Below are 24048 nucleotides of genomic sequence, written 5' to 3' on the forward strand. Positions count from 1 at the left end.
GTTCTGTCGGTCGGGTGATGTGCGGCTGGTCGGCTCAGGTGTGCGAGATGACGTGGTCGACGAGGCCGTAGTCCTTGGCCTCGGCCGCGGTGAACCACTTGTCGCGGTCCGCGTCGGCCTCGATCTTCTCCAGCGGCTGACCGCTGAACTCCGCGTTCAGCCGGTTCATCTCCTTCTTGGTGGCCGCGAACTGCTCCGCCTGGATGGCGATGTCGGCGGCCGTACCACCGATGCCGGCCGAGGGCTGGTGCATCATGATCCGAGCGTGCGGCAGTGCGTGCCGCTTGCCCTTGGCGCCGGCGGCGAGCAGGAACTGGCCCATCGAGGCCGCCATACCCATCGCGTAGGTCGCGATGTCGCAGCTGGCCAGCTGCATGGTGTCGAAGATCGCCATACCCGCGGTGACCGACCCACCCGGCGAGTTGATGTACAGGCTGATGTCCTTTTCGGGATCCTCGGCCGAGAGCAGCAGGATCTGCGCGCACAGCTTGTTCGCGATGTCGTCGTCGACCTGGGTCCCCAGGAAGATGATGCGTTCACGGAGCAGCCGCTCGAACACCGAGTCGCTCAGATTGAGCCCGGACACCCCGGACGTTGCGGTCACCCCGCTCGCGGTGGAGTGGATTGTCGGCCCGGTCACGAATTCTCCCGTCACTGTTCCTGCCTTCGACTGGTCGGGGCCACGTGGGCCCGCACGGTGTTCTCGCGTCGACGCCATCTCTGACGTTCTCGACTTCGACCCTAACCAATCGGGGCGACGCCACAGTCCCGGCATCGCCCCGATTCGCTGACAGCGCAAAGACCCCGTCGGGGATCTGAGCACCGTCGAATGTCCCTGACGTCGGCTACTCGCCGGACGTGTCCTCCGCGCTGTCACCCTCGTCGCTCTCGTCCTCCGGCTTGCCGAAGAACTCGGTGGTGTCGACGGCGGCACCGGTGGTGTCGGTGACGGTGACGTCCCCGATCACCTCACCGAGCGCCTTGGAGCGACGGATGTCGGCGTAGACCGCGCCGACCTGGCCGGCGCTCTGCAACTGCTGGATGAACTCCTGCGGCTGCATGCCGTAACGCTGCGCCTGGAAAAGAATCTGCTGGGTGAGCTCCTCCTGCGACACCTCGGTCTCGAGCTCGTCGGCGATGGTGTCGAGCAGCAGCTGGGTCTGCACGGCCTTCTCCGCCGCCTCGCGGGTCTCGGCCTCCCACTTGTCGCGGGTGGTGCCCTGTGCCTCGAGCAACTTCTCCAGCTGCGCGTCGTCGTGGTCGAGGCTGTGGACGACCTGGTGGATCTGCCCGTCCACCTCCTCGTCGACGACCTTCTGCGGGACAGGGACCTCGACCTGCTCGAGCAACTTCTCGAGAACGGCGTCGCGCACCGCGGTGGCCTGCTCGACCTTCCCCGACTGGGCGACCTTGTCGCGCAGGTCGGCCTTCAGTTCGTCGATGGTGTCGAACTCGCTGGCCATCTGGGCGAAGTCGTCATCGGCATCGGGCAGTTCGCGCTCTTTCACCGAGTCGACCTTGGCCGTGACCTCGGCCTCCTGACCCGCGTGCTCCCCCGCCACCAGCGTGGTGGTGAAGGTGGTGGACTCCCCGGCCTTCAGACCAACCAGCGCGTCGTCGAGCCCGTCGATGAGCTCGCCCGAACCCACCTCGTGCGACAGGCCCGTGGTCGAGGCCTCCTCGACCGACGTACCGTCGACGGTGGCGTCGAGATCGATGGACACGAAGTCACCGTTCTGCACGGCGCGGTCGACGCCCTTGAGCGTGCCGAAGCGAGCGCGCAGCGCGTCGAATTCCTTGTCCACCGCGGCGTCGTCGACCGCGACCGGCTCGACCTCCACCGCGAGGGACGCGAAGTCGGGCAGGGTGATGTCGGGACGGACGTCCACCTCCGCGGTGAAGGTGATGGTCTCGCCGTAGGCGAGCTCGGCGAGGTCGATCTCCGGCTGCCCGATCGCCTTGGTGTCCGTCTCGGCGACCGCCTGGCTGTACTTGCCCGGCAAGGCGTCGTTGACCACCTGGGCGAGCACCGAGTCGCGGCCGACACGGGCCTCGATCAACTTGGCCGGGGCCTTGCCGGGACGGAAGCCCGGGATCCGGATCTGCTGCGCAAGACTCTGGTAGGCCCGCGCGAAGTCGTCACTGAGTTCCTCGAACGGGACCTCGACGTTCAGCTTGACCCGGGTCGGGCTCAGCCGCTCGACGGTGCTCTTCACCTGTACTCCTCTGTAGTGCTGACTGCTGTGCTGCTGGACGGTGTTGTCGCGAGTCGCGAATCGACGATCGGTCGGGATGACAGGATTCGAACCTGCGACCCTCCGCTCCCAAAGCGGATGCGCTACCAAGCTGCGCCACATCCCGGGATCACCCGAACGGACGCAGCACGATGCCGTCGCAGATGACCGACCGCAAATACTACGTGCCCCGCCATCGACCACCGACGGCGCGGTCGCGGTGGTCGGCGATTTCGGTTCCGGACGACGCGCGCGGTACAGTCGTCGCGCATGCGGTAACGCGGGTGTAGCTCAATGGTAGAGCCCTAGTCTTCCAAACTAGCTACGCGGGTTCGATTCCCGTCACCCGCTCCACGCACCGAGGCCCCGACCGGATGGTCGGGGCCTCGGTCGTCGTTGACACCTGCTCCCCGTCGAGCGGGCTCTCGTTACCGTCGAGCGGGCCGTAGTTCACCTCGAGCGGGCCCTTCTTTCCCCTACGTCAGTCCTCGGTGACCGCGAGGTCGACGTCGATGTTGCCGCGGGTGGCGTTGGAATACGGACAGACCTGATGGGCCTGGTCGGTCAGCTTCTCGGCGGTGTCGGCGTCGACGTGCGGGAGGGTGATCTCCAGCTTCACCGCCAGGCCGTAGGCGTCACCGTCCGGGCCGATGGAGACCTGGGCTCCCACCGCCGAGTCCGAGACGTCGGCGCCGGCCTTCTTGCCGACCAGTTTCAACGCGTTGTGGAAGCACGCGGCGTACCCCGCGGCGAACAACTGCTCGGGGTTGGCACCATCGCCCGATCCACCCATCTCCACCGGGGTCGCCAGGTCGAGGTCCACGCGACCGTCTGTGCTGCGGGTGTGTCCGTTGCGGCCGTCTCCGGTGGACAGCGCCTCGGCGGTGTACACCGCCTTCTCGATGGTCATGTCGTGCCTTCCTCTCGGTTACTCCTCACCCAACGCCGGATCGGTCGCCATGTATCCCTCTCCTGCGCATCCGTCTCCTCACTATCCCCTTCTGTATCCCACCGCGATGTCGGAGGCATCGGGTAGACCGGTCGCATGAGCATCAGCAAAGGCGACAAGGTCACCTGGAACACGCCGCAGGGCACCACCGAGGGGGTGGCCAAGGAGAAGCGGACGAAAGAATTCTCCTTCGACGGCCAGAAATTCAAGGCATCGGACGACGAGCCGTACTGGATCGTCGAATCGACGAAGACCGGAGCCCAAGCGGCGCACAAGGAATCGTCGCTGGGCACGCCCTGACGCTCCCTCTTGTGGGCCAGATCACACCTCGGACAACGCGGCTGGCAGGGACGTGTGTGTCGTCACATCAGCACCATCCACCTCAGCTCAGCGGACGATCAGACCGATTTCTGCGACGTGCCGGGCGTAGACCTTTGGACGTTCTACAACGAACATGTAACGATGGGCGCGTGCTTCCGGGGGAGCACCCTCAGTGAACCGTGAAATGTAAAGGTCTCAACACCGTGTCGACTTCTCAGTCTGCTCGCTCGAAGAACCGGCGTCCCCGGGTCCTGAGCCGCATCGTCATCGCCCTCATGGGTGTGGTCCTCACCGCGCTGGCCGTCCCGGCCGCTGCGGGTGCACAGCCGCTCCTGCCCTACATTCCGGGTCTGCCGTCCATCCCAGGGCTACCGACGTCGCCGTCGCCGACGCCCCCGGCCACCAAGACCCCGCCGCCGGTGACCAAGGCTCCGACTCCCCCGCCGGTCACCACCACACCCGCGGCGCCCGCCGATCCGGCACCTCCGGTGGCCACCGACACGGGCTGGGTGGTGCTCGCCGACGACGCCACCCATCAGTCGACCATCTGGCACAACGGCAAGGTGGTCAACACCGCGCCGATCTCGATGGGCTCCAACGCCCACCCCACGCCGAACGGCACGTACTACACCAAGGAGAAGTACCGCAGCATGTACATGGATTCGTCCACGTACGGCGTGCCCTCCGATTCGCCCAACGGTTACCGGACCTACGTCGAGTACGCGATCCGCATGAGCTGGGACGGCATCTTCTATCACGCCGCACCGTGGTCGGTGGCCCAGCAGGGCAAGACCGACGTCAGCCACGGCTGCATCAACGTGTCCACCGAGAACGGCAAGTTCGCCTACGACAATCTTCCCGAGGGCACGCCGATCGTCGTCCGTGGAACCGTCGGCGGGCAGTACGTTCCCGGCAGCTGACCGGTCCCACCGCTTTCCCGCACACCGCCCGCGACCTGCACAGGTCGCGGGCGGTTGTCGTCAGTCGGCGGATGCCGAACGGACGTCGACGATCAGTCGGAACCGAGTTCGTGCACCTCGGCATCGCCGGTGACGCGGGCTACCGCACGCATCTTGTTGACCGCATCCAGCGCCGCAACCTTGTAGCCCTCGGCCAGGGTCGGGTAGTTGAACACCGCTTGGACCAGGTAGTCGATGGTGCCGTCCAGTCCCATCACCGTCTGCCCGATGTGCACCAGTTCGGCGGCGTTGGTGCCGAACACGTGCACGCCCAGCAACCGGCGCGTCTTTGCATGGACGAGCAATTTGAGCAACCCGTAGGAGTCGCCCATGATCGCGCCACGGGCGAGCTCGCGATACCGGGCCACCCCGACCTCGAACGGCACGTTCTCGGCGGTCAGCTCGTCCTCGGTCTTGCCGACGAAGCTAATCTCCGGGATGGAGTAGATCCCGATGGGCTGGTGGACCATGTCGGTGACGCCGGTCGGTTCACCGAACGCGTGGTAGGCCGCCCGCCGGCCCTGCTCCATGGACGTCGCGGCCAGCGCGGGGAAACCGATGACGTCACCCACCGCGTAGATGTGACTGACGTCGGTCTGGAAGTCGTCGTTCACCGTGAGACGCCCACGCTTGTCGGCGTCGAGTCCCGCGGCGGCCAGATCCAGCCGATCGGTCATACCCTGCCTGCCCGCGGAATACAGGACGGTGTCGGCAGGGATCTGCTTGCCGGACTTCAGCACGGTCAGGGTTCCCGACTCGTGCCTCTCCACCGTCTCGACCATCTCGCTGAACCGGAAGGTGACGCCACGGTCGCGTAGCTGGTACAGCAGGGCGTCGATGATCTCCCGATCGCAGAACGGCAGGAGCCGGTCGCGTTGTTCGATGACGGTCACCTTGGTCCCCAGGGCCGCGAAGATCGATGCGTATTCGATCCCGATCACTCCGGCCCCGACCACCACCGCCGATTTCGGCAGCTTTCGGAGGCTGAGGACCTGGTCGGAATCGACGATGGTCTCCCCGTCGAAATCGACCGTCGACGGCCGCGCGGGCCGCGTGCCCGTCGCGATCACCACGTTGTCGGCACCGATGGTCTTCACGTCGCCGTCCGTGGCGTCGATCGCGATCTCCTTGGGCCCGACGAAGTGCGCACTGCCCGAGTACATCGGCACGTTGTTGCGCTCCAGCTGGTTGCGGATGACGTCGATCTCCTTGGCCACCACGTGGGTGGTGCGCGCCGACAGGTCGGTGACGGTGATGTCGGACTTGACCCGGTACGACTGTCCGTAGAGCTCCCGCTCGTTGAGACCGGTCAGGTACAGCACGGCCTCCCGGAGGGTCTTCGACGGGATGGTCCCGGTGTTGATACAGACACCGCCGACCATGTCGCGCCGCTCGACGACGGCCGCCCGCTTGCCCAGTTTTGCGGCCGCGATCGCCGCCTTCTGTCCGGCGGGTCCGGACCCGATGACGACCAGGTCGTAGTGTTCCATCGCTGTTCACTCCTTGAGAACTCGACGCCGACGCGCGCGCGGAGTCACCCCAGATCGGACATCCGCCGGGTCTCAGTGTGGTGCACGCAGGTCATCCGCACACGTCGACTGGGTGAACTGTTCACGCGCCCCGAGCGGTCCGCACGGGATCAGCACCGCCGTGAGCAGACAGGGAGAACGTCGCCTGTACCTGCATCCACTGCGCCAACAGCACACAACCGCTGACATCGCCGGCACTCCGCGGACGCAGCGGGGACGGTTCGACCGCGTACGACGTGTGCCGACCACCGCGACGATTTCGCCAGACCAGACCGTGCCACATGATCAGCGCGGGGAGGTAACCGAGGATCTCGACGACCGCCGACCGCAGCCGCACCACGTCACGACGCCACTGCGCCGGTCGAACCGACGTCCTGGCGGCGTTCTGCAACGTGTTGCGACGCAGCACGGTGATCGTCTGGCGGACCCACGCACGCAGATCCCGCAGGCTGAGCAGCGAGGTCAGGTCGGCGACATCGCGCAGCACCGAGTCGGGTCCGGCGTTGCAGATCAGGTCCGCGGGGTCGGCGATCCACAGCGCATCGAGTCCCTCACCCAACGGCGTCCCTGGCCCTGCGACGCCCCAGCCGTCGCATCCGGCGATCACCCCGGGTGGCTGATGGGGGTCGGCGACGAAACCCACACCCAGGACGGGCTGACCGGTCGAGGTCGTGCGCCCGAGGCGGGCCAGCACGTTGCGGACCACCACACACCCCTGCGAGTACCCGATCACCATCACCGGGGTCGTGGCGGCGGAGATCGCCTCCGACAACGCACGCTCGCCGAGGGCGACACTCATCGCGTAGCTGACGCCGTCACGATGGGGCACCGGGCCGTAGCTCGACGGATACCCCACCCACACACAGCGAAACCGAACGTCGAGGGCGTCGGTGACCGCTGCGAGCAGGCCGGTGACCGCGGTGCGGTCGTCACCGGGGAACGACTCTCCGGTTCCACCCACCGCGAACACCGTCACCGTCGCGGTCATGCGTTCGTCTCGGTCATGTGTCCAGGATGCCCTCGCGATGCTGAGGGATCGACGAGGTGCGGATGAGAGATCTCTGTGGGTCGAATCGACTGTCGAGGCGGAGGTGGCTCACTCGGGCTGGCAGACCGGACACCAGTAGACCTTGCGCGCGTCCAGATCGGCCATCACGACCGATGTGCCGCAGATCCGGCAGGGCTCTCCCCGGCGTCGATAGACATACGTCCGCGGACGACCGGGACGGTAGGACGGCGCCCCGTGGTCGTCGTCGGCACGCACCGTGACGATGCGCCCCCGTCGTACGCCGACGGCCATCAGATCGACCAGGTCCGCCCAGATGTCGTCCCACTCGTCACGCACGATCGAGGTGCCGGGCCGGAACGGATGCACTCCGGCTCGGAACAGCACTTCGGCCCGGTACACGTTGCCGACCCCGGCGATCACCTTCTGATCCATCAGCAGCGCGCCCACCGCCCGTCGTGACCCGCGCACGCGTGCCGCCGCCGCTTCCGGATCGCTGTCGCGGCGCAACGGGTCGGCGCCCAGACGCGCGACGAGATCGTCCACGTCCGCGGGGGTGAAGATCTCGCAGGCGGTGGGTCCGCGCAGGTCGACGCCGTGCTCGTCACCCTCGATCCGCAACCGCACCTGCCCTACCGGTGCGGGGAGCGGGGCGACGGCTTCGTCGAACCGGCCGTACAGACCCAGGTGCACGTGCACCAGCAGCTCACCCTCGTAACGGTGGAGAAGGTGCTTACCCCACGCGTCGGTACCCAACAGACGTCGACCGTCGATCCTCGCCGCGCCGTCGACGAAGCGCCCTTGAGGGCTGGTGGCCCGAACCCGCCGGCCCCCGAACAGCTTCTTGTGCCTACGGGCGAGACGGTGGATGGTGTGGCCTTCAGGCACGCGCCGTCCCGGTCAGTTCTCGACACCACGACCTGCCGCTCGCGACATCTCCGTCAGATCGCGGGCGCGACACCGGTCTTCTCGTACTCGTCGAGGATGTCGATCCGGCGCTGATGGCGCGGCTCACCCGAGAAGGGGGTGCTGACAAAGGCGTCCACGATGGCCAATGCCTCGTCGACGGTGTGCATCCGGCCCCCGATACCGATCAACTGCGCGTCGTTGTGCTGACGGGCCAGTGTCGCGGTCTCCACGCTCCACGCCAGCGCGCAGCGGGCGCCGGGAACCTTGTTCGCCGCGATCTGCTCACCGTTGCCACTGCCACCGAGCACGATGCCCAGGGCGCCGGGGTCGGCGACGGTCTTGGTCGCGGCGTCGATACAGAAGGCCGGGTAGTCGTCGAGTGCGTCGTAGACGTGGGCGCCGCAGTCGACGACCTCGTGGCCCGCCCCGCGGAGATGTTCGGCGATCGCGGTCTTGAGTTCGAATCCGGCGTGGTCGCCACCGAGGTAGATGCGCATGAGAACAGTCTGTCAGGAATCGCACGGCCCTCGTGACCCGACCGGTCAACGGTTCCCCAACACGGAGCTGGCTTATGTTGGTGGCGTGAATCCCCAGCAACGGTTCTGGCTCCCACCGGCGAGATATGCGGGTCCGCCGCGGCGACATCCCTGGGAGATCCCCATGTTGGTGATCCTGGTGGTGCTCGGACTGCTCGTCTACCTCGCGGTGGTCGTCGCGGTGGTGTTCGGAGTGTTCAACGACTACTTCCTGCTACTGCTCGCCGCCCCGCTGATCATCTACCTGGTTCGCGGCATGACCTACGCGAAGCCACGGGTCAACGGGGTACAGATGACACCGACACAGTTCCCGGAGGGGTACGCGATGGTCGCCGACGCGGCCAGACGGTACGGACTGGAGTACGTTCCCGACGCCTATGTGGTGCTGGGCAACGGCACCATCAACGCCTACGCCTCCGGGCACGGGTTCCGGCGGTTCGTGGTGGTCTACTCCGACCTGTTCGAGATCGGGGGCGCCGCACGCGATCCCGACGCACTCCGGTTCATCATCGGCCACGAGGTGGGCCACGTCGCCGCCGGACACGTCTCCTACTGGCGTCAGTTGGCCGCGACGGTGGGCATGGCCATCCCCGTCGTCGGCAGCGCCCTCTCGCGAGCGCAGGAGTACACCGCCGACAACTACGGGTACTTCAACCAGCCGTCGGGCTCACCGGGCGCCATCGGTGTTCTCGCCGCGGGCAAGTACATGCTGCGGATGGTGGACTTCGACGCCTTCGCCGACCGTGCCACCCACGAGCACGGCTTCTTCACCTGGGCCACCAATCTGGTGGCCAGTCATCCGGTGCTGACGTGGCGAGCCGCGGCCCTACGGAACCGGTCGAGTGCAGGTCGGATGTTCTTCCGCCCACGAGAGGTCGTCCGCGGCGCAGGCAGCGGCAACGCGACTCGGGTCGCGCCGCCACCGCCTCCGCCACATCAGGTGCCGACCGTCGACGACAGGCAACTCCCCACGGGGTGGTGAACCACCGGCCTCAGTCGAACTGCGGGTCCTCGTGACGGCTGCGCTTGAGCTCGAAGAAGTGCGGGTAGCTCGCCAGTTTCACCGCACCGTCCCAGACGTCGCCGGCGGTCTCACCGCGAGGAATACGCGACAACACCGGCCCGAAGAAGGCCGTGTCGTTGATATGGATGGTCGGGGTGCCCACGTCGTCGCCGACCTTGTCCATCCCCTCGTGATGCGACCGGCGAATGTAGTCGTCGTGGTCGGTGGAGTCCTTGGCCTCGGCCAACTCCGCAGGCAGACCGACCTCCGCGAGCGACTCGTCGATGACGACGTCGAAGTCCTTGATCTGCTTGTTGTGGATCCGGGTGCCCATCGCGGTGTAGATGGGAGCGAGCACCTCATCCCCCCGCTCGGCGACCGCTGCCGCGATCACGCGCACCGGCTTCCACGCCTCGGCCAACTTCTGCCGGTAGTCGTCGGGGATGTCCCTGCCCTCGTTCAGTACGGCCAGGCTCATGAGGTGGAAGTGCACGTCGATGTCGCGGACCTCCTCCACCTCCAGGATCCACCGCGAGGTGATCCAACACCACGGACACAGCGGGTCGTACCAGAAGTCCACCCGGTCGCGTGTCGTCCCCTGCTCGGTCATGCTCATCCTCCTGTGCTGCGCTGCTGTCGGTGGCGGTGTCCGCCGTTGCCGTCCCCCACCCTCAGCCATCGTGACGGCCGTTGCATTCCCGGGGGCGCATGTATATCCCGATGGCCTGCGATCATCGGCTCTGACCGGCCGCCGTGGCCAGTAGGGTGAGGCATCGAGCACAGATTGCCGACCCGTCGATCGCCTTCCCGTCAACGCACGTCGAAAGAGAGGCACGCCCATCGTGAGCGCCCCCAACCTGACCCGCGACCAGGCCCGTGAGCGGGCCGGGATCGTCGCGGTCGAGAACTACGCCATCGACCTCGACCTCACCGACGGATCCGGCAATCCCGGTGTCGACACCTTCCGGTCGAGTGCAACGATCACGTTCACCGCCACCGAAGGTGCGGACACGTTCGTCGACGTCGTCGCGCCGACGGTGATCAGCGCGACACTCAACGGCACCGACGTCGACCTGTCCGATTACGACGAGTCCACCGGTATCCCGCTGACCGGGCTGGCCGCCGAGAACACCCTGGTGGTCGTCGCGGACTGCGCCTATTCGCACACCGGCGAGGGACTGCACCGCTTCGTCGATCCCAGCGATGACTCGGTGTACCTGTACTCACAGTTCGAGACCGCCGACGCCAAGCGGATGTTCGCCTGCTTCGACCAACCCGATCTGAAGGCCACGTTCGACGTGGTGGTCCGCGCCCCCGAGGACTGGAAGGTCATCTCCAACGGCGCACCGGTCAGCGTGGAGAACGGGGTGCACACCTTCGCGACCACCCCGTTGCTGAGCACCTACCTGGTCGCGTTGATCGCCGGACCGTACGCCGTGTGGACCGACACCTACTCCGACGACCACGGGTCCATCGACCTCGGCATCTATTGCCGCACCTCGCTCGCGGATTTCATGGACGCCGATCGACTCTTCACCGAGACCAAACAGGGTTTCGCCTTCTATCACGAGAATTTCAGTGTCCCCTACGCCTTCGGGAAGTACGACCAGCTGTTCGTCCCGGAGTTCAACGCGGGCGCGATGGAGAATGCCGGTGCGGTGACCTTCCTGGAGGACTACGTCTTCCGTTCGCGGGTGACCAAGGCGACCTACGAGCGTCGCGCCGAGACCGTGCTGCACGAGATGGCCCACATGTGGTTCGGCGATCTGGTCACAATGCGCTGGTGGGACGACCTGTGGCTCAACGAGTCGTTCGCGACGTTCGCCTCGGTCCTGTGCCAGTCGGAGGCAACCGAATACACCAATGCCTGGACCACGTTCGCCAACGTCGAGAAGTCCTGGGCGTACCGGCAGGACCAGCTTCCCACCACCCACCCCGTGGCCGCGGACATCCCGGATCTCGCGGCGGTGGAGGTCAACTTCGACGGGATCACCTACGCCAAGGGGGCGTCGGTGCTCAAACAGCTGGTCGCCTACGTCGGACTCGAGGACTTCCTCGCCGGCCTCCGCGACTACTTCGCCGCGCACCAGTTCGACAACGCCGAGTTCTCCGATCTGTTGTCGGCGCTGGAGAAGGCGTCGGGCCGCGACCTGTCGGACTGGGGCAGTCAGTGGCTGCGAACCACCGGCATCAACGTGCTGCGGCCGGACTTCGAGGTGGACGGTGACGGCGTCATCACCCGTTTCGACATCCTCCAGGAAGGGGCGGCGCCGGGCGCGGGTGAGACCCGCGTGCACCGGTTGGTGGTCGGGGTATACGACGACACCGACGGCGCCCTCACCCGTACCAAGCGGGTGGAGTTGGACGTGGAGGGTGAGCGGACGGCGGTCGATGAATTGGTAGGGGTTCCGCGCGGCCAGCTGATCCTGATCAACGACGAGGACCTCACCTACTGCTCGGTGCGTCTGGACCCCGATTCATTGACGGTGGCGACCGAGCGCATCGCCGACATCGCGGAGCCCATGCCCCGCACCCTGGTGTGGTCGGCCTCATGGGAGATGACCCGACAGGCCGAGCTGCGGGCCCGCGACTTCGCCGCGCTGGTGGAACGCGGTATCGCGGGGGAATCCGAGATCGGTGTGGTGCAGCGGGTGCTCATGCAGGCATCCACCGCCATCAACGCCTACGCCGACCCCGACTGGGCCGCGGAGACGGGTCGAGCCGGGTTCAGCGCGCGCCTGTTGGAGTTGGCCCGCGAGGCCGAGTCCGGTTCGGATCACCAGTTGGCGTTCGTGAACACGCTGCTCGGCGGCCAGTTGTCGGACGGGGAGGTCGCAGTGGTGCAGGGCATCGTCGACGGCGACGACCCCGCCGAGCACGGGCTGGCGGGTCTGACCGTGGACACCGACCTGCGGTGGAAGCTGGTGACGGCACTGGCCACCGCGGGTGTCATCGACACGCTGCCCGACGCCACCACGATCATCGACGCCGAGGCCGCCCGCGACAACACCGCCGCCGGTGCTCGACTCGCCGCGGCCGCGCGGGCCAGTCGTCCGCTGGCCGAGGCCAAGGCCGACGCGTGGGCCAAGGCCGTGGAGGACGACGCGACGCCGAACATCGTGGCCCGGGCCATCATCGGCGGTTTCGTCCGCCCGGGTCAGCAGGAACTGCTGGCACCGTACGTGCGGAAGTACTTCGAGGAGATCGACGACGTGTGGCGTCGACGCAGCAGCGAGGTCGCCCAGACGGTGGTCGTGGGCCTGTACCCCAGCTGGGCCATCGATGACGAGTCGATCGCCCTGGCCGACGAGTTCCTGGCCGGCGATCACCCACCGGCGCTGCGCCGACTGGTGTCCGAGGGTCGCGACTCGGTGGCGCGGTCGCTGCGGGCCCGCGAGTTCGACGCCCGCGACTGAGTCACGGACGGAAGCCGCCCCCGACCGGATGGTCGGGGGCGGCTCTGTCGTCGGATGGGACCCGTCGGGCGCTCGGGGCCGTAGGCTTCGCGCGAGCGTCAGGTTCGCTTCGCCGCCGTGGCGATGACGCGGATCGCGGAGATCACCCCGTCGATCAGTTCACCACTGCGGAAGGCGCTGATCGCCGCGGTGACACCGAGCTGCGCGACCCGGTCGTTCACGCGATCGGCCACCGCACGGCCCGACACCACCACCACCTCGTGTGCGTTCGGCGAGACGGCGATCAGACAGGCGTGTTCGGGCTCGGGCACCTTGGGCAGTACCGCGGCCGCACCGGCGGAGGCGTCGTCACCCAGGTCGCCGATGTACACCGAGAAGCGGATCAGCGACAGATCCGTTGCCTCCGACAGCGTCTCGTCCAGCGCAACCAGCTCGTGGCGGGTGAAGGGCGGATTCTGCGAGACCGAATCCGCCGAGGTGGCAGCGGAGATGCGACCACTCGGGGTCACCACAGCACCTACCGGCAGCTTGTCGCTGCCCTCGCCGATATCCGGCCGCTGAATCGCGTGACCCTTCACGCCGGACTGTTGCGACTCACCCTCGACGTACTCCTTGGAGACCTCACCACTTACCACTTGCCGAACCCCCGATCAGATCGTCGGTGCCGTGTGCCCCGTGCGACGGCGCCGCAACCGGCTCGATGTCGGTGGCGCTGAACAGGAGCGGCTTGTGATCCCATTTCTCGCTCAGCCGGTAGGTCGTGGTCGCCCGGTAGCGGGACTTGCCCCCCACGGCCATCGCACCGACGGCCAGCAGCACGGACAGCACGGTGAGGATCACCACCACGATACCGACCCAGAGGATCACGTCTTCCATCGCACACCCTTCGCCGCAGCGGACTTCTCTCGCGACGAATCTATCCGAAGTGCGGGCGCCGGTCTCGGTCAGGCCTCACGCCGCGCCGACGTCGATGTACTGCGACCAACTCGGGTCGATGTCCTTCACCGTCGCCAGCAACCGCCAGTGTCGACCCTTGGGAGCGGTCAGCGGCGTGCGCAGCGTCCATCCCAGTTCGCTGAGCAGGTGATCGGCCTTGCGGTGGTTGCAGCCGGCGCAGCAGGCGACGCAGTTCTCCCAGCTGTGACTGCCGCCGCGACTGCGCGGCACCACGTGGTCGATGGTGTTGGCCTTGCCGCCGCAGTACCCACAGCGGAACCGGTCGCGGTGCATCAGTGCCGAGCGGGTCATCGGGATCACCGCCCGGTACGGCACCCGGACGTAGGTACGCAACCGGATCACCGATGGGATCGGCATGGACAGGTCGGCGGAATGGATGCTCGACGCACCCGCCTCGGCGTGCACGACATCGGCGCGCTCCCGCAGCACCAACACCACCGCCCGACGAATCGAGATCGCCGTCAGCGGTTCGTAGGTGGCGTTGAGCAGCAACACACGATGTTTGCCCCAGGTGTTGCGCGACGGATCCACCGCGCGTGGGACCAGTTCGGTCACCTGATGGGTCACGTCGTGGACCCGGTCGTGATGCGTCCGATGCGACTTTGCTCGCGTCATCGTACCTCCCGGTGGCAACGCCTCAGTTGACCACGGAACACCTGCTCATGCACGCCTATATGCCGACGACACCGGGGGGATCGTGTGAACAATCCGTGACGCGGTGGCCCGGGAGGGTCACCGACGGGTGGCCAGGGATGGTCCAGAATGGGGTTTGTGAACGACTCAACGCAGACCTTCTACGAGGCGGTCGGCGGCGAGGCCACCTTCCACGACCTCACCGCCCGCTTCTATCGCGAGGTCGCTGCCGACGACATCCTGCGCCCCCTTTACCCCGAGGAGGATCTCGGGCCCGCCGAGCGCCGTCTGCGCATGTTCCTCGAGCAGTACTGGGGCGGGCCGCGTACCTACTCCGACGAACGCGGTCATCCACGGCTGCGCATGCGGCACCACCCGTTCACGATCGGGCCCATCGAACGTGACGCCTGGTTGCGATGCATGACCACGGCGATAGCTTCCATCGGCCCGGATCGCCTCGACGACGCCCACCGGCGAGCCCTGACCGAGTACATGGAGATGGCGGCGCAGTCGATGGTGAACTCGCCACTCTGAGGCGTCGGGCGGCTCCGACCACCAACGACCCGGTGGCCGGGGGGTCGACATCTCCGGCACAATACGAACAGTGAACGACGAGCCAACCGCCGATGGCGCAGACCTGCGTGGCAGCCCTGTGCCCGCGAACGATGTCGCGGCCCCGCTGAAGTGGTGGCAGGACGCGATCTTCTACCAGATCTACCCCCGCTCGTTCGCCGACGGCAACGGTGACGGGGTCGGCGACCTGCGCGGCGTCGCCGAGAAGCTGGGTTACCTGGAGCTCCTCGGGATCGACGCCCTGTGGCTGAGCCCCGTGATGCGCTCTCCGATGGCCGACCACGGATACGACGTGTCCGATCCTCGCGACATCGACCCGCTGTTCGGCAGTCTCGCGGCGATGGACGCGCTGCTGGTAGCCGCGCACGAACGTGGGATGAAGGTCACCATGGACCTCGTCCCGAATCACACCAGTGACCAGCACCCATGGTTCGTGGAGGCGCTGAACTCGGCGCCGGGCAGCCCGGAACGAGCGCGCTACATCTTCCGCGACGGCCGCGGTGACCACGGCGAGCTGCCGCCGAACAACTGGCCCAGCGTGTTCGGCGGACCGGCCTGGCACCGGGTCACGGAGGCCGACGGTTCCCCCGGACAGTGGTATCTGCATCTGTTCGCGCCCGAGCAGCCGGACCTGAACTGGGAGAATCCGGAGGTCTTCGAGGATCTGGAGAAGACTCTGCGCTTCTGGTTGGACCGCGGTGTCGACGGGTTCCGCATCGACGTCGCCCACGGGATGGTGAAACCGTCCGACCTGCCGGACATGGACGTCTCGGAGGTGCAGCTGCTGGTCAACCGAGACGGTGATCCCCGATTCAACAATCCCGGGGTGCACGCCATCCACCGTCGTATCCGCACCGTGATGGACGAGTACCCCGAGGCGATGACGGTCGGCGAACTGTGGGTGGAGAGCAACGACGCCTTCGCCGAGTACCTGCGGCCGGACGAACTGCACCTCGGGTTCAATTTCCGGCTGGTCAAGACCGCATTCGACGCCGTCGAGATCCGTGAAGCCATCGAGGAGTCGATCAACGCCGTCGACCTCGTGGGCGGGACACCGACGTGGACGCTGTCCAATCACGATGTCGAGCGCGAGGTCACCCGGTATGCCGACGGGGTCGGACCAGGGGCAGGGCTGGAACGGGCCAAGGCGATGATCCTGGTCGAGCTGGCGTTGCCGGGCACCTCGTTCGTCTACAACGGTGCCGAACTCGGATTGCCCAACGTGGACCTCCCCGACGAGGTGCTCCAAGACCCCACCTGGGAGCGTTCCGGTCACACCGAACGCGGTCGTGACGGGTGTCGGGTACCGCTGCCGTGGGAGGGCAACCGACCACCGTTCGGATTCTCCACCAACCCGCGTACCTGGCTGCCGATCCCGCCGGAGTGGGCCGACCGCACCGCCGAAGGCCAACTCGAGAACGTGCACTCCACGCTGTCGCTGTACCGGGAGGCCATCGAGATGCGCAAGACGCGTCCGGAGTTCTCCGGTCGCGGCGTGGAGTGGTACGGCGCGCCGGAGGGGTGTCTGGCCTTTCGACGCTCCGAGGGTCACGCGGTGTGCGCACTGAACACCACCGACACCCCGGTGGGGTTCCCACCCGGAGAGCTGCTGCTGTGCAGCGCCCCTCTGCAGGACGGCAAGCTCGCCCCCAACGCGGCGGCCTGGCTGATCCCGGACTGAGCAGGCGACCGGGTCAGTCCGCGCCGGGCACGACGGTGAGCGAGAACGACTGCCCTCGACGCAGACACACCGACCCGTACCGGGCGTCGACCCGCGTCCACACGCGGTTGGCGCGGATCCGTACCGGTTCGCGATCGTCGATGTCCGCCGGATCGGTGCTCTCGACGACCTCCCCACCGTCGGCACGACGCAGGAACCCCATCGAGGTCAGAGCGAAGATGGCACGCATGGTGATCGCGACGGTCTCGTCCCGACCGTCGGGGTCCGTCCCGGTGACCTCGACGACGTGTTGGTCCAGCAGCGACGTCGCCGGGCCGTGAGCGCTGCCCTGGTTCCTCGCGACTTCGGCCCCCTCCTGCGCGAGCCGCACCACGGTCCGCGCGGGGACGTCATCGACGTGATGCCAGCCGTCGACGGGTGGCAGCGCACCGCGCCACGCACTGTCGATCCCGAAACCGGGGTCGATGGTGACCGCTGAGACCTGCTGCGCCGCACGGATCGCGGCCAGCAGCATCGAACAATCGGCGATGATGTCGCCTCCGCCGATCACCTGTCCCGGCACCACCCGCACGGCCAGCACGTCGAACCCGTTGTTGACCCACAACTCGATCGCCTCCACGCCGCGCGAGCGAACCCGGACGACGGCCGTGTCGTCGAGCCGGTGGGCGCGGGCCACGAACGCGGCGGCGTCGTTGCGGGCGGGGACCGTCGGCAATCGGATCGCGCGTTCGGCCGTCCCGTTCACCGTCTCACCGCGGCCACATCACCGGATCACGCTGCGCAGTTGCCGTGCCGCCACCGACAGGGTGGCCAGGTCGTAGTCCCCGGTCTCGGCGATGTCGTCGAGAACCGCACGCACCCGTGCCAACCGCGAAGCGTGATGGGTCTGCCATTCGGAGATCTGCTGCCGCGGACTCTCCCCCGGCTCACCGACCTCCATGATCTGCAGGCACAGCGATCGCACCACCGCGTGCAGGTCGTCCCGCAGGGCCAGACGAGCCAACGCATGCCACCGGTCGCCGCGGTCCAGTCGTGACACCGCCGTCAGCAGACCCTCCACGCCCAGGTCGTCGAGCACCGTGAAATACAGTTCGCCCACCTCGATCTCGTCGCGGTCGGCGATCTCCGCGGCGTCGATGATGTCGAGCAGGCAGAACCGGTGCAGGCTGACACCGGCGTCGGCGGCGAGTGACTCGTCGACCCCGTCGGCCACCCATGCGTCGACACGGGTCGCGACGTCGGCCCGCGACCCTGGCCCCAACCAGCCCGGTACTCGCGGCGACAGGTCCTGCACCCGGCGCGCGTAGCGGGTGATCTCCGCCGCGATGGGCAGCGGTTGCGGACGGTTGGCCAACATCCACCGGGACGCCCGGAACAGCAACCGACGCGTGTACGTCATCATCTCGTCGATCGCGACCACCCCACCGTCGACTGCCTCGATACGCGCCCACAGGTCGTCGAGTGCGAACACGGTGCTGACCACCACATACGCCCGCACCACATCGATGGGCGAACACATCGCGCCCTCGGCCAGTCGGAACGCATGGGTGATCCCCGCCTTGTCCACGACATCGTTGACCAGCGAAGTGGTCACGATCTGCCTACGCAGTCGGTGTTCGGCGATGCCCTCGGCAAACCGTTCGCGCAGCGGCAGGGGGAAATAGGCGTGTAGTCGGGGGCCGAAGACCTCGCCATCGGGGAGTTCGGTGGACAACAGGTCGCTCTTCAACCCCAGCTTCACGTGCGCGAGCACCGTGGCCAACTCCGGCGAGGTGAGGCCCGACGGTCGTGACGAGTCACTGGCGGCCACCCGCTTCCGTAGGGCGGCGACCGTCGGGAGGGCCTCCAGCTCGAGGTCGACACCGTAGGTGCCCGCCAGCTCGCGCAGCAGTCGCACGTGTACGTCCACCGACTGTCCGGCACCCGCACGGGCCAGCCCGAGTTCGGCGTTCTGCGAGATGTTGTCCGCCAACACCAGGTCACCGACCTCGTCGGTCATCGACTCGAGCAGCGGATTGCGGTCGGCCGCCGCGAGAGCGCCCGACGACACCTGCGCGTCCAGCAAGATCTTGATGTTCACCTCGTGGTCGGAGCAGTCGACACCGGCCGAGTTGTCCATCGCGTCGGTGTTCACCCGGCCGCCGGACAGGTCGAACTCGATGCGACCCCGAGCGGTCACCCCGAGGTTGCCTCCCTCCCCGATCACCTTGGCGCGCACCTGGTCTCCGTTGACCCGAATGGCGTCGTTCGCCTTGTCCCCGACGTCGTCGTTGCTCTCACCGGACGCCTTGACGTAGGTACCGATGCCACCGTTCCAGAGCAGGTCCACCGGAGCGGTCAGGATGGCCCGCATGAGATCCGGTGGCGACAGGGCGGTCACACCGTCATCGAGTCCGAGGGCGGCACGGATCTGGGCACTGATCGGGATGGACTTCAGGTCCCGCGACCACACGCCGCCGCCCGTGCTGATCAGGGCCGGGTCGTAATCGGCCCAGGACGACCGCGGCAGGTCGAAGAGACGTCGGCGCTCCACATACGAGGTCGCCGCGTCCGGATCGGGGTCGATGAACACGTGCCGGTGGTCGAAGGCCGCGACCAACCGGATGTGCTTGCTGAGCAACATGCCGTTGCCGAAGACGTCACCGCTCATGTCACCGACACCGACGACGGCGAAGTCCTCGCTCTGCGTGTCGACACCCATCTCGCGGAAGTGGCGGCGCACCGCTTCCCACGCACCGCGCGCGGTGATACCCATGACCTTGTGGTCGTATCCGGCCGAGCCGCCGGAGGCGAAGGCATCTCCGAGCCAGAAGTCGTACCCCGCGGCGACGTCGTTGGCGATGTCGGAGAAGGTCGCGGTGCCCTTGTCGGCGGCCACCACCAGGTAGGTGTCGTCTCCGTCCCGACGCACCACCGACCGCGCAGGCAACACCTCACCGGTGGAGCGGTCCAGGTTGTCGGTGATGTCGAGCAGGCCGCCGATGAAGCGCCGGTAGCAGGCGATCCCCTCCTGTCGGAAGGCATCACGGTCGACGGCTGGGTCACCGGTCGCTGCCGGTGGTCGCTTGACGACGAATCCGCCCTTCGCACCCACCGGCACGATGACCGCGTTCTTCACCGCCTGGGCCTTGACCAGACCCAGGATCTCCGTGCGGTAGTCGTCGCGGCGATCCGACCACCGCAGTCCACCACGGGCCACCGAGCCGAAACGCAGGTGTACCCCCTCGATCCTCGGTGAGTACACGAAGATCTCGTACAGCGGTCGCGGTTGCGGGGTCTGCGGGATGTCGCGCGGCCGCAACTTGAACGACAGCACCGGGCGGTGGCCGCCATCGTCGGGATCGGTGACGAAGAAATTGGTACGCACCGTCGCCCCGATCATGGCCACGAACGCCGACACGATGCGGTCGGCGTCGAGGCTGACGATGTCACCGACCATCTCGTCGAGATCGGCGACCACGCCCTGCCGCCGGTCCTCGTCGGCACCGTCCGGGTCGAAGGACCCGAAGAACAACTCCACCAGTCCCCGGCAGATGTCGGCATGCGCGCCGAGGACCGAGGCGACGTGGGATGCGCTGTAGGCGAAGCCGCACTGCCGCAGGTAGCGGGCGTAGCTGCGCAGCATCGCGGCCTGCCGCCAGTCCAGACCACAGCGCAAGACCAGTTCGTTGAAACTGTCCACCGCCGCGTGACCGCGCCAGACCGCCGAGAACGCCTCGGTGACCCGTGTTTCGACGGCGCCCGCGCCGGGCTGGGCCGGACCGTCGTGGATCACCATTCCCGATGTCGGCGACAACCCGAATTCGTAGATCCGACAACGTTCGCCGTCCGGTCGGGTGACCTCGAACGGTCGTTCGTCGAGTACGTCGACACCCAGGCTCTGTAACACGGGTAAGACGTCGGTCAGGGTTGCCGACCGACCGCACAGGTACAGGCCGAACCGCCACACGTCGTCCACGCGTCGCAGGTCGACCGAGAAGTCACCCGGCGCCAGGGTGGCCAACCGGGTGATGTCGGCGAGTGCGGCAGCGGGGTCGCGCTCCTCCTTGTATCCGTCGCCGAGGCTCCGGATGTAGTGGCCGATGGTCTCCGGGCCCACCGGTGCCGATGTGGACCCGGCCTGGACGCCGGCGTCGACGAGTTCGCGCAATCCGTCGTCCCAGCCACGGCTCGCGGCGACCAGTGCGTCCTGTAGTCGTCGCTGCACCTCGGGGGCGATGTCATCCCCGGTCGCGGCAGGCACCCGCATCAGCAGATGCAGCAGCGCGTGCGCGGCCACCGACACCCGCACCGTGTATTCGATGTCCTCGGAGCCGAATTCGTCGCGGAGCAGCGTCTGCATCTGCTGGCGGGTGCGGGTGTTGTACTTGTCGCGAGGCAGGTAGATCAGCGCGGACAGCGTCTCCGCATGCGGGTCCGACCGCAGGAACACCCGGAGTCGACCGCCGGGTACGGCGTCGAGCACCGACCGCAGGTTCGCCGCGAGTTGCCCGGCGTCACTGGCGAAGATCTCGGACAGCGGATACCCCTGCAACAGTTCGAGCATGGCCTGGCCCGAGTACGAGTCGATGTCGGCACCCGCGACGGCCAGCGCGTCGGCGACCCGCTCCCGCACCACCGGGATCTCCAGCACGTTCTCGTGCAACGCCGTGGGAGTGAGCACACCGATGAACACATGCTCACGGACGGGAGCACCGGTGTCGTCGACCTCGGCAACCTGCAGCAGGGTGGGGTAGTCGGTGCGCAGGATGGCGGTCGGGAAATGGATCCGCCGGATCAGGGGCTGTTCGGCGGTGACCACCGCATCGCGGTCGGGTCGCGGGAAGTCCGGCGACCGCCAGACTCCTTGCCCGGCAGCCTCGGGCGCACCGGTGATCTGATCGACCGTGTACCACCCGATGGGCGCGAACATCCCGCCCGCCATCCACCGCAGCAGTGCCGGGTACTGCCCGGCGTCGGCACCACATCGGTCGGCGACAGTACGCAGCCGTTCGGTCATCGCGCGGTGGTCACGGTGGACGTCGACGACCCGTCCGATGACCTCCGCAACCCTGTCGCGTACGGCCGGCGCGTCGACCGACCCCGGCCGGATCGGCTGAGCCTCGACATGGATCCACGACTCGGCGATGCGCTCACCGGGCTCTCCATTGTCGGCCGAGTCCGGTGTGCCGATCGCCAGCAGCTGGCCCGCCGCATCGCGCCACACGGACAGCACCGGATGATCGATGCGCCAGACGGACAACCCGAGGCGTCCCAGCGCCGAGGAGACACCCTCGACGAGGCGGGGCATGTCATCGGTGACGGTGGTGACGGTGATCGACCCGCGGGCCGCGGCGCGCACCTCCACGAGTACCTCACCGGGCGATCGCTGCGCCGCCACCGACAGGTGGTGTGACACCTGCGCCCTGTCGATCCCCCCGACGGCGTCATCCGCCGTCACCCGTTCGGGAAAGTACGGACCCATCGCTTGCGACAGAAGGGTTTCCGCGATGTCGACAACAGCCCCGTCGCTGTCGTCCTGGCGCGGGCGGGGTGTCATCGTGGCATCACTCCAGTCGGGGACGACCGCCGGAGCGTCTCCCCGGGGGCATGCTTGGCATGGTAGTGATCCGCACCACCCGTCACCGGATGTCTGCCGCGAGCGTCAGTCGCGGGTCAGTTTGCGGTGGGTGACGGCGTGCGGGCGAGCCGCGTCGGCCCCCAGGCGCTGGATCTTGTTGGCCTCGTAGGCCTCGAAGTTGCCCTCGAACCAGAACCACTGCCCCTCGTCGATGTTCCCCTCCCACGCGAGGATGTGGGTGCACGTACGGTCGAGGAACCAGCGGTCGTGGGAGATGACCACGGCGCATCCGGGGAACTTCTCCAGCGCGTTCTCCAGCGAACCCAGCGTCTCGACGTCGAGGTCGTTGGTCGGTTCGTCGAGCAGGATGAGGTTGCCGCCCTCTTTGAGGGTCAGCGCCAGATTCAGCCGGTTGCGTTCGCCGCCGGAGAGCACCTCGGCGCGCTTCTGTTGGTCCGGTCCCTTGAAACCGAAGGCGCTGACGTAGGCGCGCGACGGCATCTCGTTCTGACCGACCTCGATGTAGTCGAGACCGTCGGACACGACCTCCCACACGTTCTTCTTGGGATCGATGTTCGCGCGATTCTGGTCGACGTAGCTGAGCTTGACCGTGTCACCGATCTTCACGCTGCCCGAATCCGGATCCTCGAGGCCGACGATGGTCTTGAACAGGGTGGTCTTACCGACGCCGTTGGGACCGATGACGCCGACGATGCCGTTGCGCGGCAGGGTGAACGACAGGTCCTTGATGAGCACTCTGCCGTCGAAGCCCTTGTCGAGATTCTTGACGTCGACCACCACGTCGCCCAGCCGTGGCGGCGTGGGGATCTGGATCTCCTCGAAGTCGAGCTTGCGCATCTTGTCGGCCTCGGCGGCCATCTCCTCGTAACGGCCGAGGCGTGCCTTGTTCTTGGTCTGCCGGGCCTTGGAGCCTGATCGAACCCAGGCCAACTCCTCCTTGAGACGCCGCTGCAGCTTCTGGTCCTTCTTGCCCTGCACCTCCAGGCGCTCGGCCTTCTTCTCCAGATAAGTGGAGTAGTTGCCCTCGTAGGGGTGCAGCTTGCCGCGGTCGACCTCGCAGATCCAGCCGGCGACGTGGTCGAGGAAGTAACGGTCGTGGGTGACGGCCAGCACCGCACCCGGGTAGTCGGCGAGGAACTGCTCGAGCCACAGCACGCTCTCGGCGTCGAGGTGGTTGGTCGGCTCGTCGAGCAGCAGCAGATCCGGCTTGGACAGCAGCAGCTTGCACAGGGCAACACGGCGCCGCTCACCACCCGAGAGGTGTGTCACGGGCTCGTCGGCAGGCGGACAGCGCAACGCGTCCATCGCCTGCTCCAGCTGCGAGTCGAGGTCCCACGCGTCGGCGTGGTCGAGAGACTCCTGCAGCTGACCCATCTCCTCCATCAGCTCGTCGGAGTAGTCGGTGGCCAGTAGCTCGGCGATCTCGTTGAACCGGTCCAGGTCGCGTTTGACCTGGCCCATCCCCTCCTCGACGTTCTGTCGCACCGTCTTGGCCTCGTCGAGCTGCGGTTCCTGCATGAGGATGCCCACCGTGGCGTCCGGGTCGAGGAAGGCCTCGCCGTTGGACGGCTGATCGATACCCGCCATGATCTTCAGGATCGACGACTTACCCGCACCGTTCGGGCCCACCACGCCGATCTTCGCGCCCGGGTAGAACGACATGGTGACGTCGTCCAGTATCACTTTGTCGCCGTGCGCCTTACGCACCTTCTTCATGGTGTAGATGAACTCTGACACGCCAGGCCTCCTCGCTGATCTGCT

20 protein-coding genes and 2 tRNA genes are annotated in these 24048 nt (G+C 67.2%); 7 read left to right on the plus strand and 15 right to left on the minus strand.

From position 1 onward, the window contains the following. Window positions 1–34: 34 nt before the first annotated feature. From BW971_RS14170 to BW971_RS14180, 3 genes are all read right to left on the minus strand, one after another. Entirely contained in the window at window positions 35–640 is a 606-nt protein-coding gene (locus BW971_RS14170; RefSeq protein WP_076480776.1) for an ATP-dependent Clp protease proteolytic subunit, read from the minus strand. Between the two features lie 205 nt (window positions 641–845). Further along, complete coding sequence (gene tig / locus BW971_RS14175; RefSeq protein ID WP_076480651.1) at window positions 846–2216, minus strand: trigger factor; 1371 nt, start codon at window positions 2214–2216, stop codon at window positions 846–848. Between the two features lie 71 nt (window positions 2217–2287). Beyond that, window positions 2288–2361 (minus strand) — tRNA-Pro (locus BW971_RS14180). A 153-nt stretch (window positions 2362–2514) separates the two neighbouring features. Here BW971_RS14180 and BW971_RS14185 point away from each other — a divergent pair. After that, window positions 2515–2588, plus strand: a tRNA-Gly gene (locus BW971_RS14185). A gap of 127 nt (window positions 2589–2715) precedes the next feature. Here BW971_RS14185 and BW971_RS14190 read toward each other — a convergent pair. Further along, a complete protein-coding gene (locus BW971_RS14190; protein ID WP_076480652.1) occupies window positions 2716–3144 on the minus strand; it encodes an organic hydroperoxide resistance protein in 429 nt (142 codons plus the stop codon). Between the two features lie 135 nt (window positions 3145–3279). Here BW971_RS14190 and BW971_RS14195 point away from each other — a divergent pair, with 135 nt between their 5' ends. Both BW971_RS14195 and BW971_RS14200 read left to right on the plus strand, forming a co-directional pair. Beyond that, complete coding sequence (locus BW971_RS14195; RefSeq protein ID WP_076480654.1) at window positions 3280–3483, plus strand: hypervirulence associated TUDOR domain-containing protein; 204 nt, start codon at window positions 3280–3282, stop codon at window positions 3481–3483. Between the two features lie 296 nt (window positions 3484–3779). Then, a complete protein-coding gene (locus tag BW971_RS14200) occupies window positions 3780–4424 on the plus strand; it encodes a L,D-transpeptidase (protein ID WP_083710007.1) in 645 nt (214 codons plus the stop codon). A 92-nt stretch (window positions 4425–4516) separates the two neighbouring features. Here BW971_RS14200 and sthA read toward each other — a convergent pair whose 3' ends face one another. From sthA to BW971_RS14220, 4 genes are all read right to left on the minus strand, one after another. After that, window positions 4517–5953 carry a Si-specific NAD(P)(+) transhydrogenase gene (gene sthA / locus BW971_RS14205; RefSeq protein WP_076480657.1) on the minus strand — a complete coding sequence of 479 codons (1437 nt, stop codon included), beginning with the start codon at window positions 5951–5953 and terminating at the stop codon, window positions 4517–4519. A 121-nt stretch (window positions 5954–6074) separates the two neighbouring features. Then, window positions 6075–6980: a PE-PPE domain-containing protein gene (locus BW971_RS14210; protein ID WP_076480658.1), complete on the minus strand. Its 906-nt coding sequence runs from the start codon at window positions 6978–6980 to the stop codon at window positions 6075–6077. A gap of 108 nt (window positions 6981–7088) precedes the next feature. Continuing rightward, entirely contained in the window at window positions 7089–7886 is a 798-nt protein-coding gene (locus BW971_RS14215; RefSeq protein WP_076480660.1) for an Fpg/Nei family DNA glycosylase, read from the minus strand. A 53-nt stretch (window positions 7887–7939) separates the two neighbouring features. Then, the gene (locus BW971_RS14220; protein ID WP_076480662.1) at window positions 7940–8404 is read right to left on the minus strand and encodes a ribose-5-phosphate isomerase; all 465 of its coding nucleotides are present in this window, start codon (window positions 8402–8404) and stop codon (window positions 7940–7942) included. On the opposite strand from BW971_RS14220, the gene BW971_RS14225 reads away from it, so the two are divergent. Then, the gene (locus BW971_RS14225; protein ID WP_083710010.1) at window positions 8403–9425 is read left to right on the plus strand and encodes a M48 family metallopeptidase; all 1023 of its coding nucleotides are present in this window, start codon (window positions 8403–8405) and stop codon (window positions 9423–9425) included. The genes BW971_RS14220 and BW971_RS14225 overlap by 2 nt on opposite strands. 10 nt (window positions 9426–9435) lie before the next feature. Here BW971_RS14225 and BW971_RS14230 read toward each other — a convergent pair whose 3' ends face one another. Continuing rightward, a complete protein-coding gene (locus tag BW971_RS14230) occupies window positions 9436–10056 on the minus strand; it encodes a mycothiol-dependent nitroreductase Rv2466c family protein (protein WP_076480780.1) in 621 nt (206 codons plus the stop codon). A 232-nt stretch (window positions 10057–10288) separates the two neighbouring features. Between BW971_RS14230 and pepN the strand changes: the two genes are divergently transcribed. Next, window positions 10289–12862, plus strand: coding sequence for an aminopeptidase N (pepN, locus tag BW971_RS14235; RefSeq protein WP_076480663.1), 2574 nt, complete (start codon window positions 10289–10291; stop codon window positions 12860–12862). A 98-nt stretch (window positions 12863–12960) separates the two neighbouring features. Here pepN and BW971_RS14240 read toward each other — a convergent pair whose 3' ends face one another. The 3 genes from BW971_RS14240 to BW971_RS14250 all read right to left on the minus strand — a co-directional run bounded on the left by BW971_RS14240 (window position 12961) and on the right by BW971_RS14250 (window position 14434). Then, the gene (locus BW971_RS14240) at window positions 12961–13440 is read right to left on the minus strand and encodes a DUF5130 family protein (protein ID WP_407701225.1); all 480 of its coding nucleotides are present in this window, start codon (window positions 13438–13440) and stop codon (window positions 12961–12963) included. A gap of 43 nt (window positions 13441–13483) precedes the next feature. After that, window positions 13484–13738 (minus strand): aa3-type cytochrome oxidase subunit CtaJ, encoded by a 255-nt coding sequence (gene ctaJ / locus BW971_RS14245; protein ID WP_076480665.1) that lies wholly within the window; start codon window positions 13736–13738, stop codon window positions 13484–13486. A 75-nt stretch (window positions 13739–13813) separates the two neighbouring features. Further along, window positions 13814–14434, minus strand: coding sequence for an HNH endonuclease (locus tag BW971_RS14250; protein ID WP_076480667.1), 621 nt, complete (start codon window positions 14432–14434; stop codon window positions 13814–13816). A gap of 147 nt (window positions 14435–14581) precedes the next feature. Between BW971_RS14250 and BW971_RS14255 the strand changes: the two genes are divergently transcribed. Next, window positions 14582–14986 carry a globin gene (locus BW971_RS14255; RefSeq protein ID WP_076480668.1) on the plus strand — a complete coding sequence of 135 codons (405 nt, stop codon included), beginning with the start codon at window positions 14582–14584 and terminating at the stop codon, window positions 14984–14986. 103 nt (window positions 14987–15089) lie between these two features. Further along, entirely contained in the window at window positions 15090–16706 is a 1617-nt protein-coding gene (locus BW971_RS14260) for a glycoside hydrolase family 13 protein (protein WP_076480784.1), read from the plus strand. Window positions 16707–16719: 13 nt separating this feature from the next. On the opposite strand, the gene BW971_RS14265 is transcribed toward BW971_RS14260, so the two are convergent. From BW971_RS14265 to ettA, 3 genes are all read right to left on the minus strand, one after another. Continuing rightward, window positions 16720–17451 carry a DUF8185 domain-containing protein gene (locus BW971_RS14265; protein ID WP_076480670.1) on the minus strand — a complete coding sequence of 244 codons (732 nt, stop codon included), beginning with the start codon at window positions 17449–17451 and terminating at the stop codon, window positions 16720–16722. A gap of 18 nt (window positions 17452–17469) precedes the next feature. Then, window positions 17470–22245: an NAD-glutamate dehydrogenase gene (locus BW971_RS14270; protein ID WP_076480672.1), complete on the minus strand. Its 4776-nt coding sequence runs from the start codon at window positions 22243–22245 to the stop codon at window positions 17470–17472. Window positions 22246–22350: 105 nt separating this feature from the next. Next, entirely contained in the window at window positions 22351–24024 is a 1674-nt protein-coding gene (gene ettA, locus BW971_RS14275) for an energy-dependent translational throttle protein EttA (RefSeq protein WP_076480676.1), read from the minus strand. Between the last annotated feature and the right edge of the window lie 24 nt (window positions 24025–24048).

Source organism: Williamsia sterculiae, assembly GCF_900156495.1.
GTDB classification, from domain to species: Bacteria; Actinomycetota; Actinomycetes; order Mycobacteriales; family Mycobacteriaceae; genus Williamsia_B; species Williamsia_B sterculiae.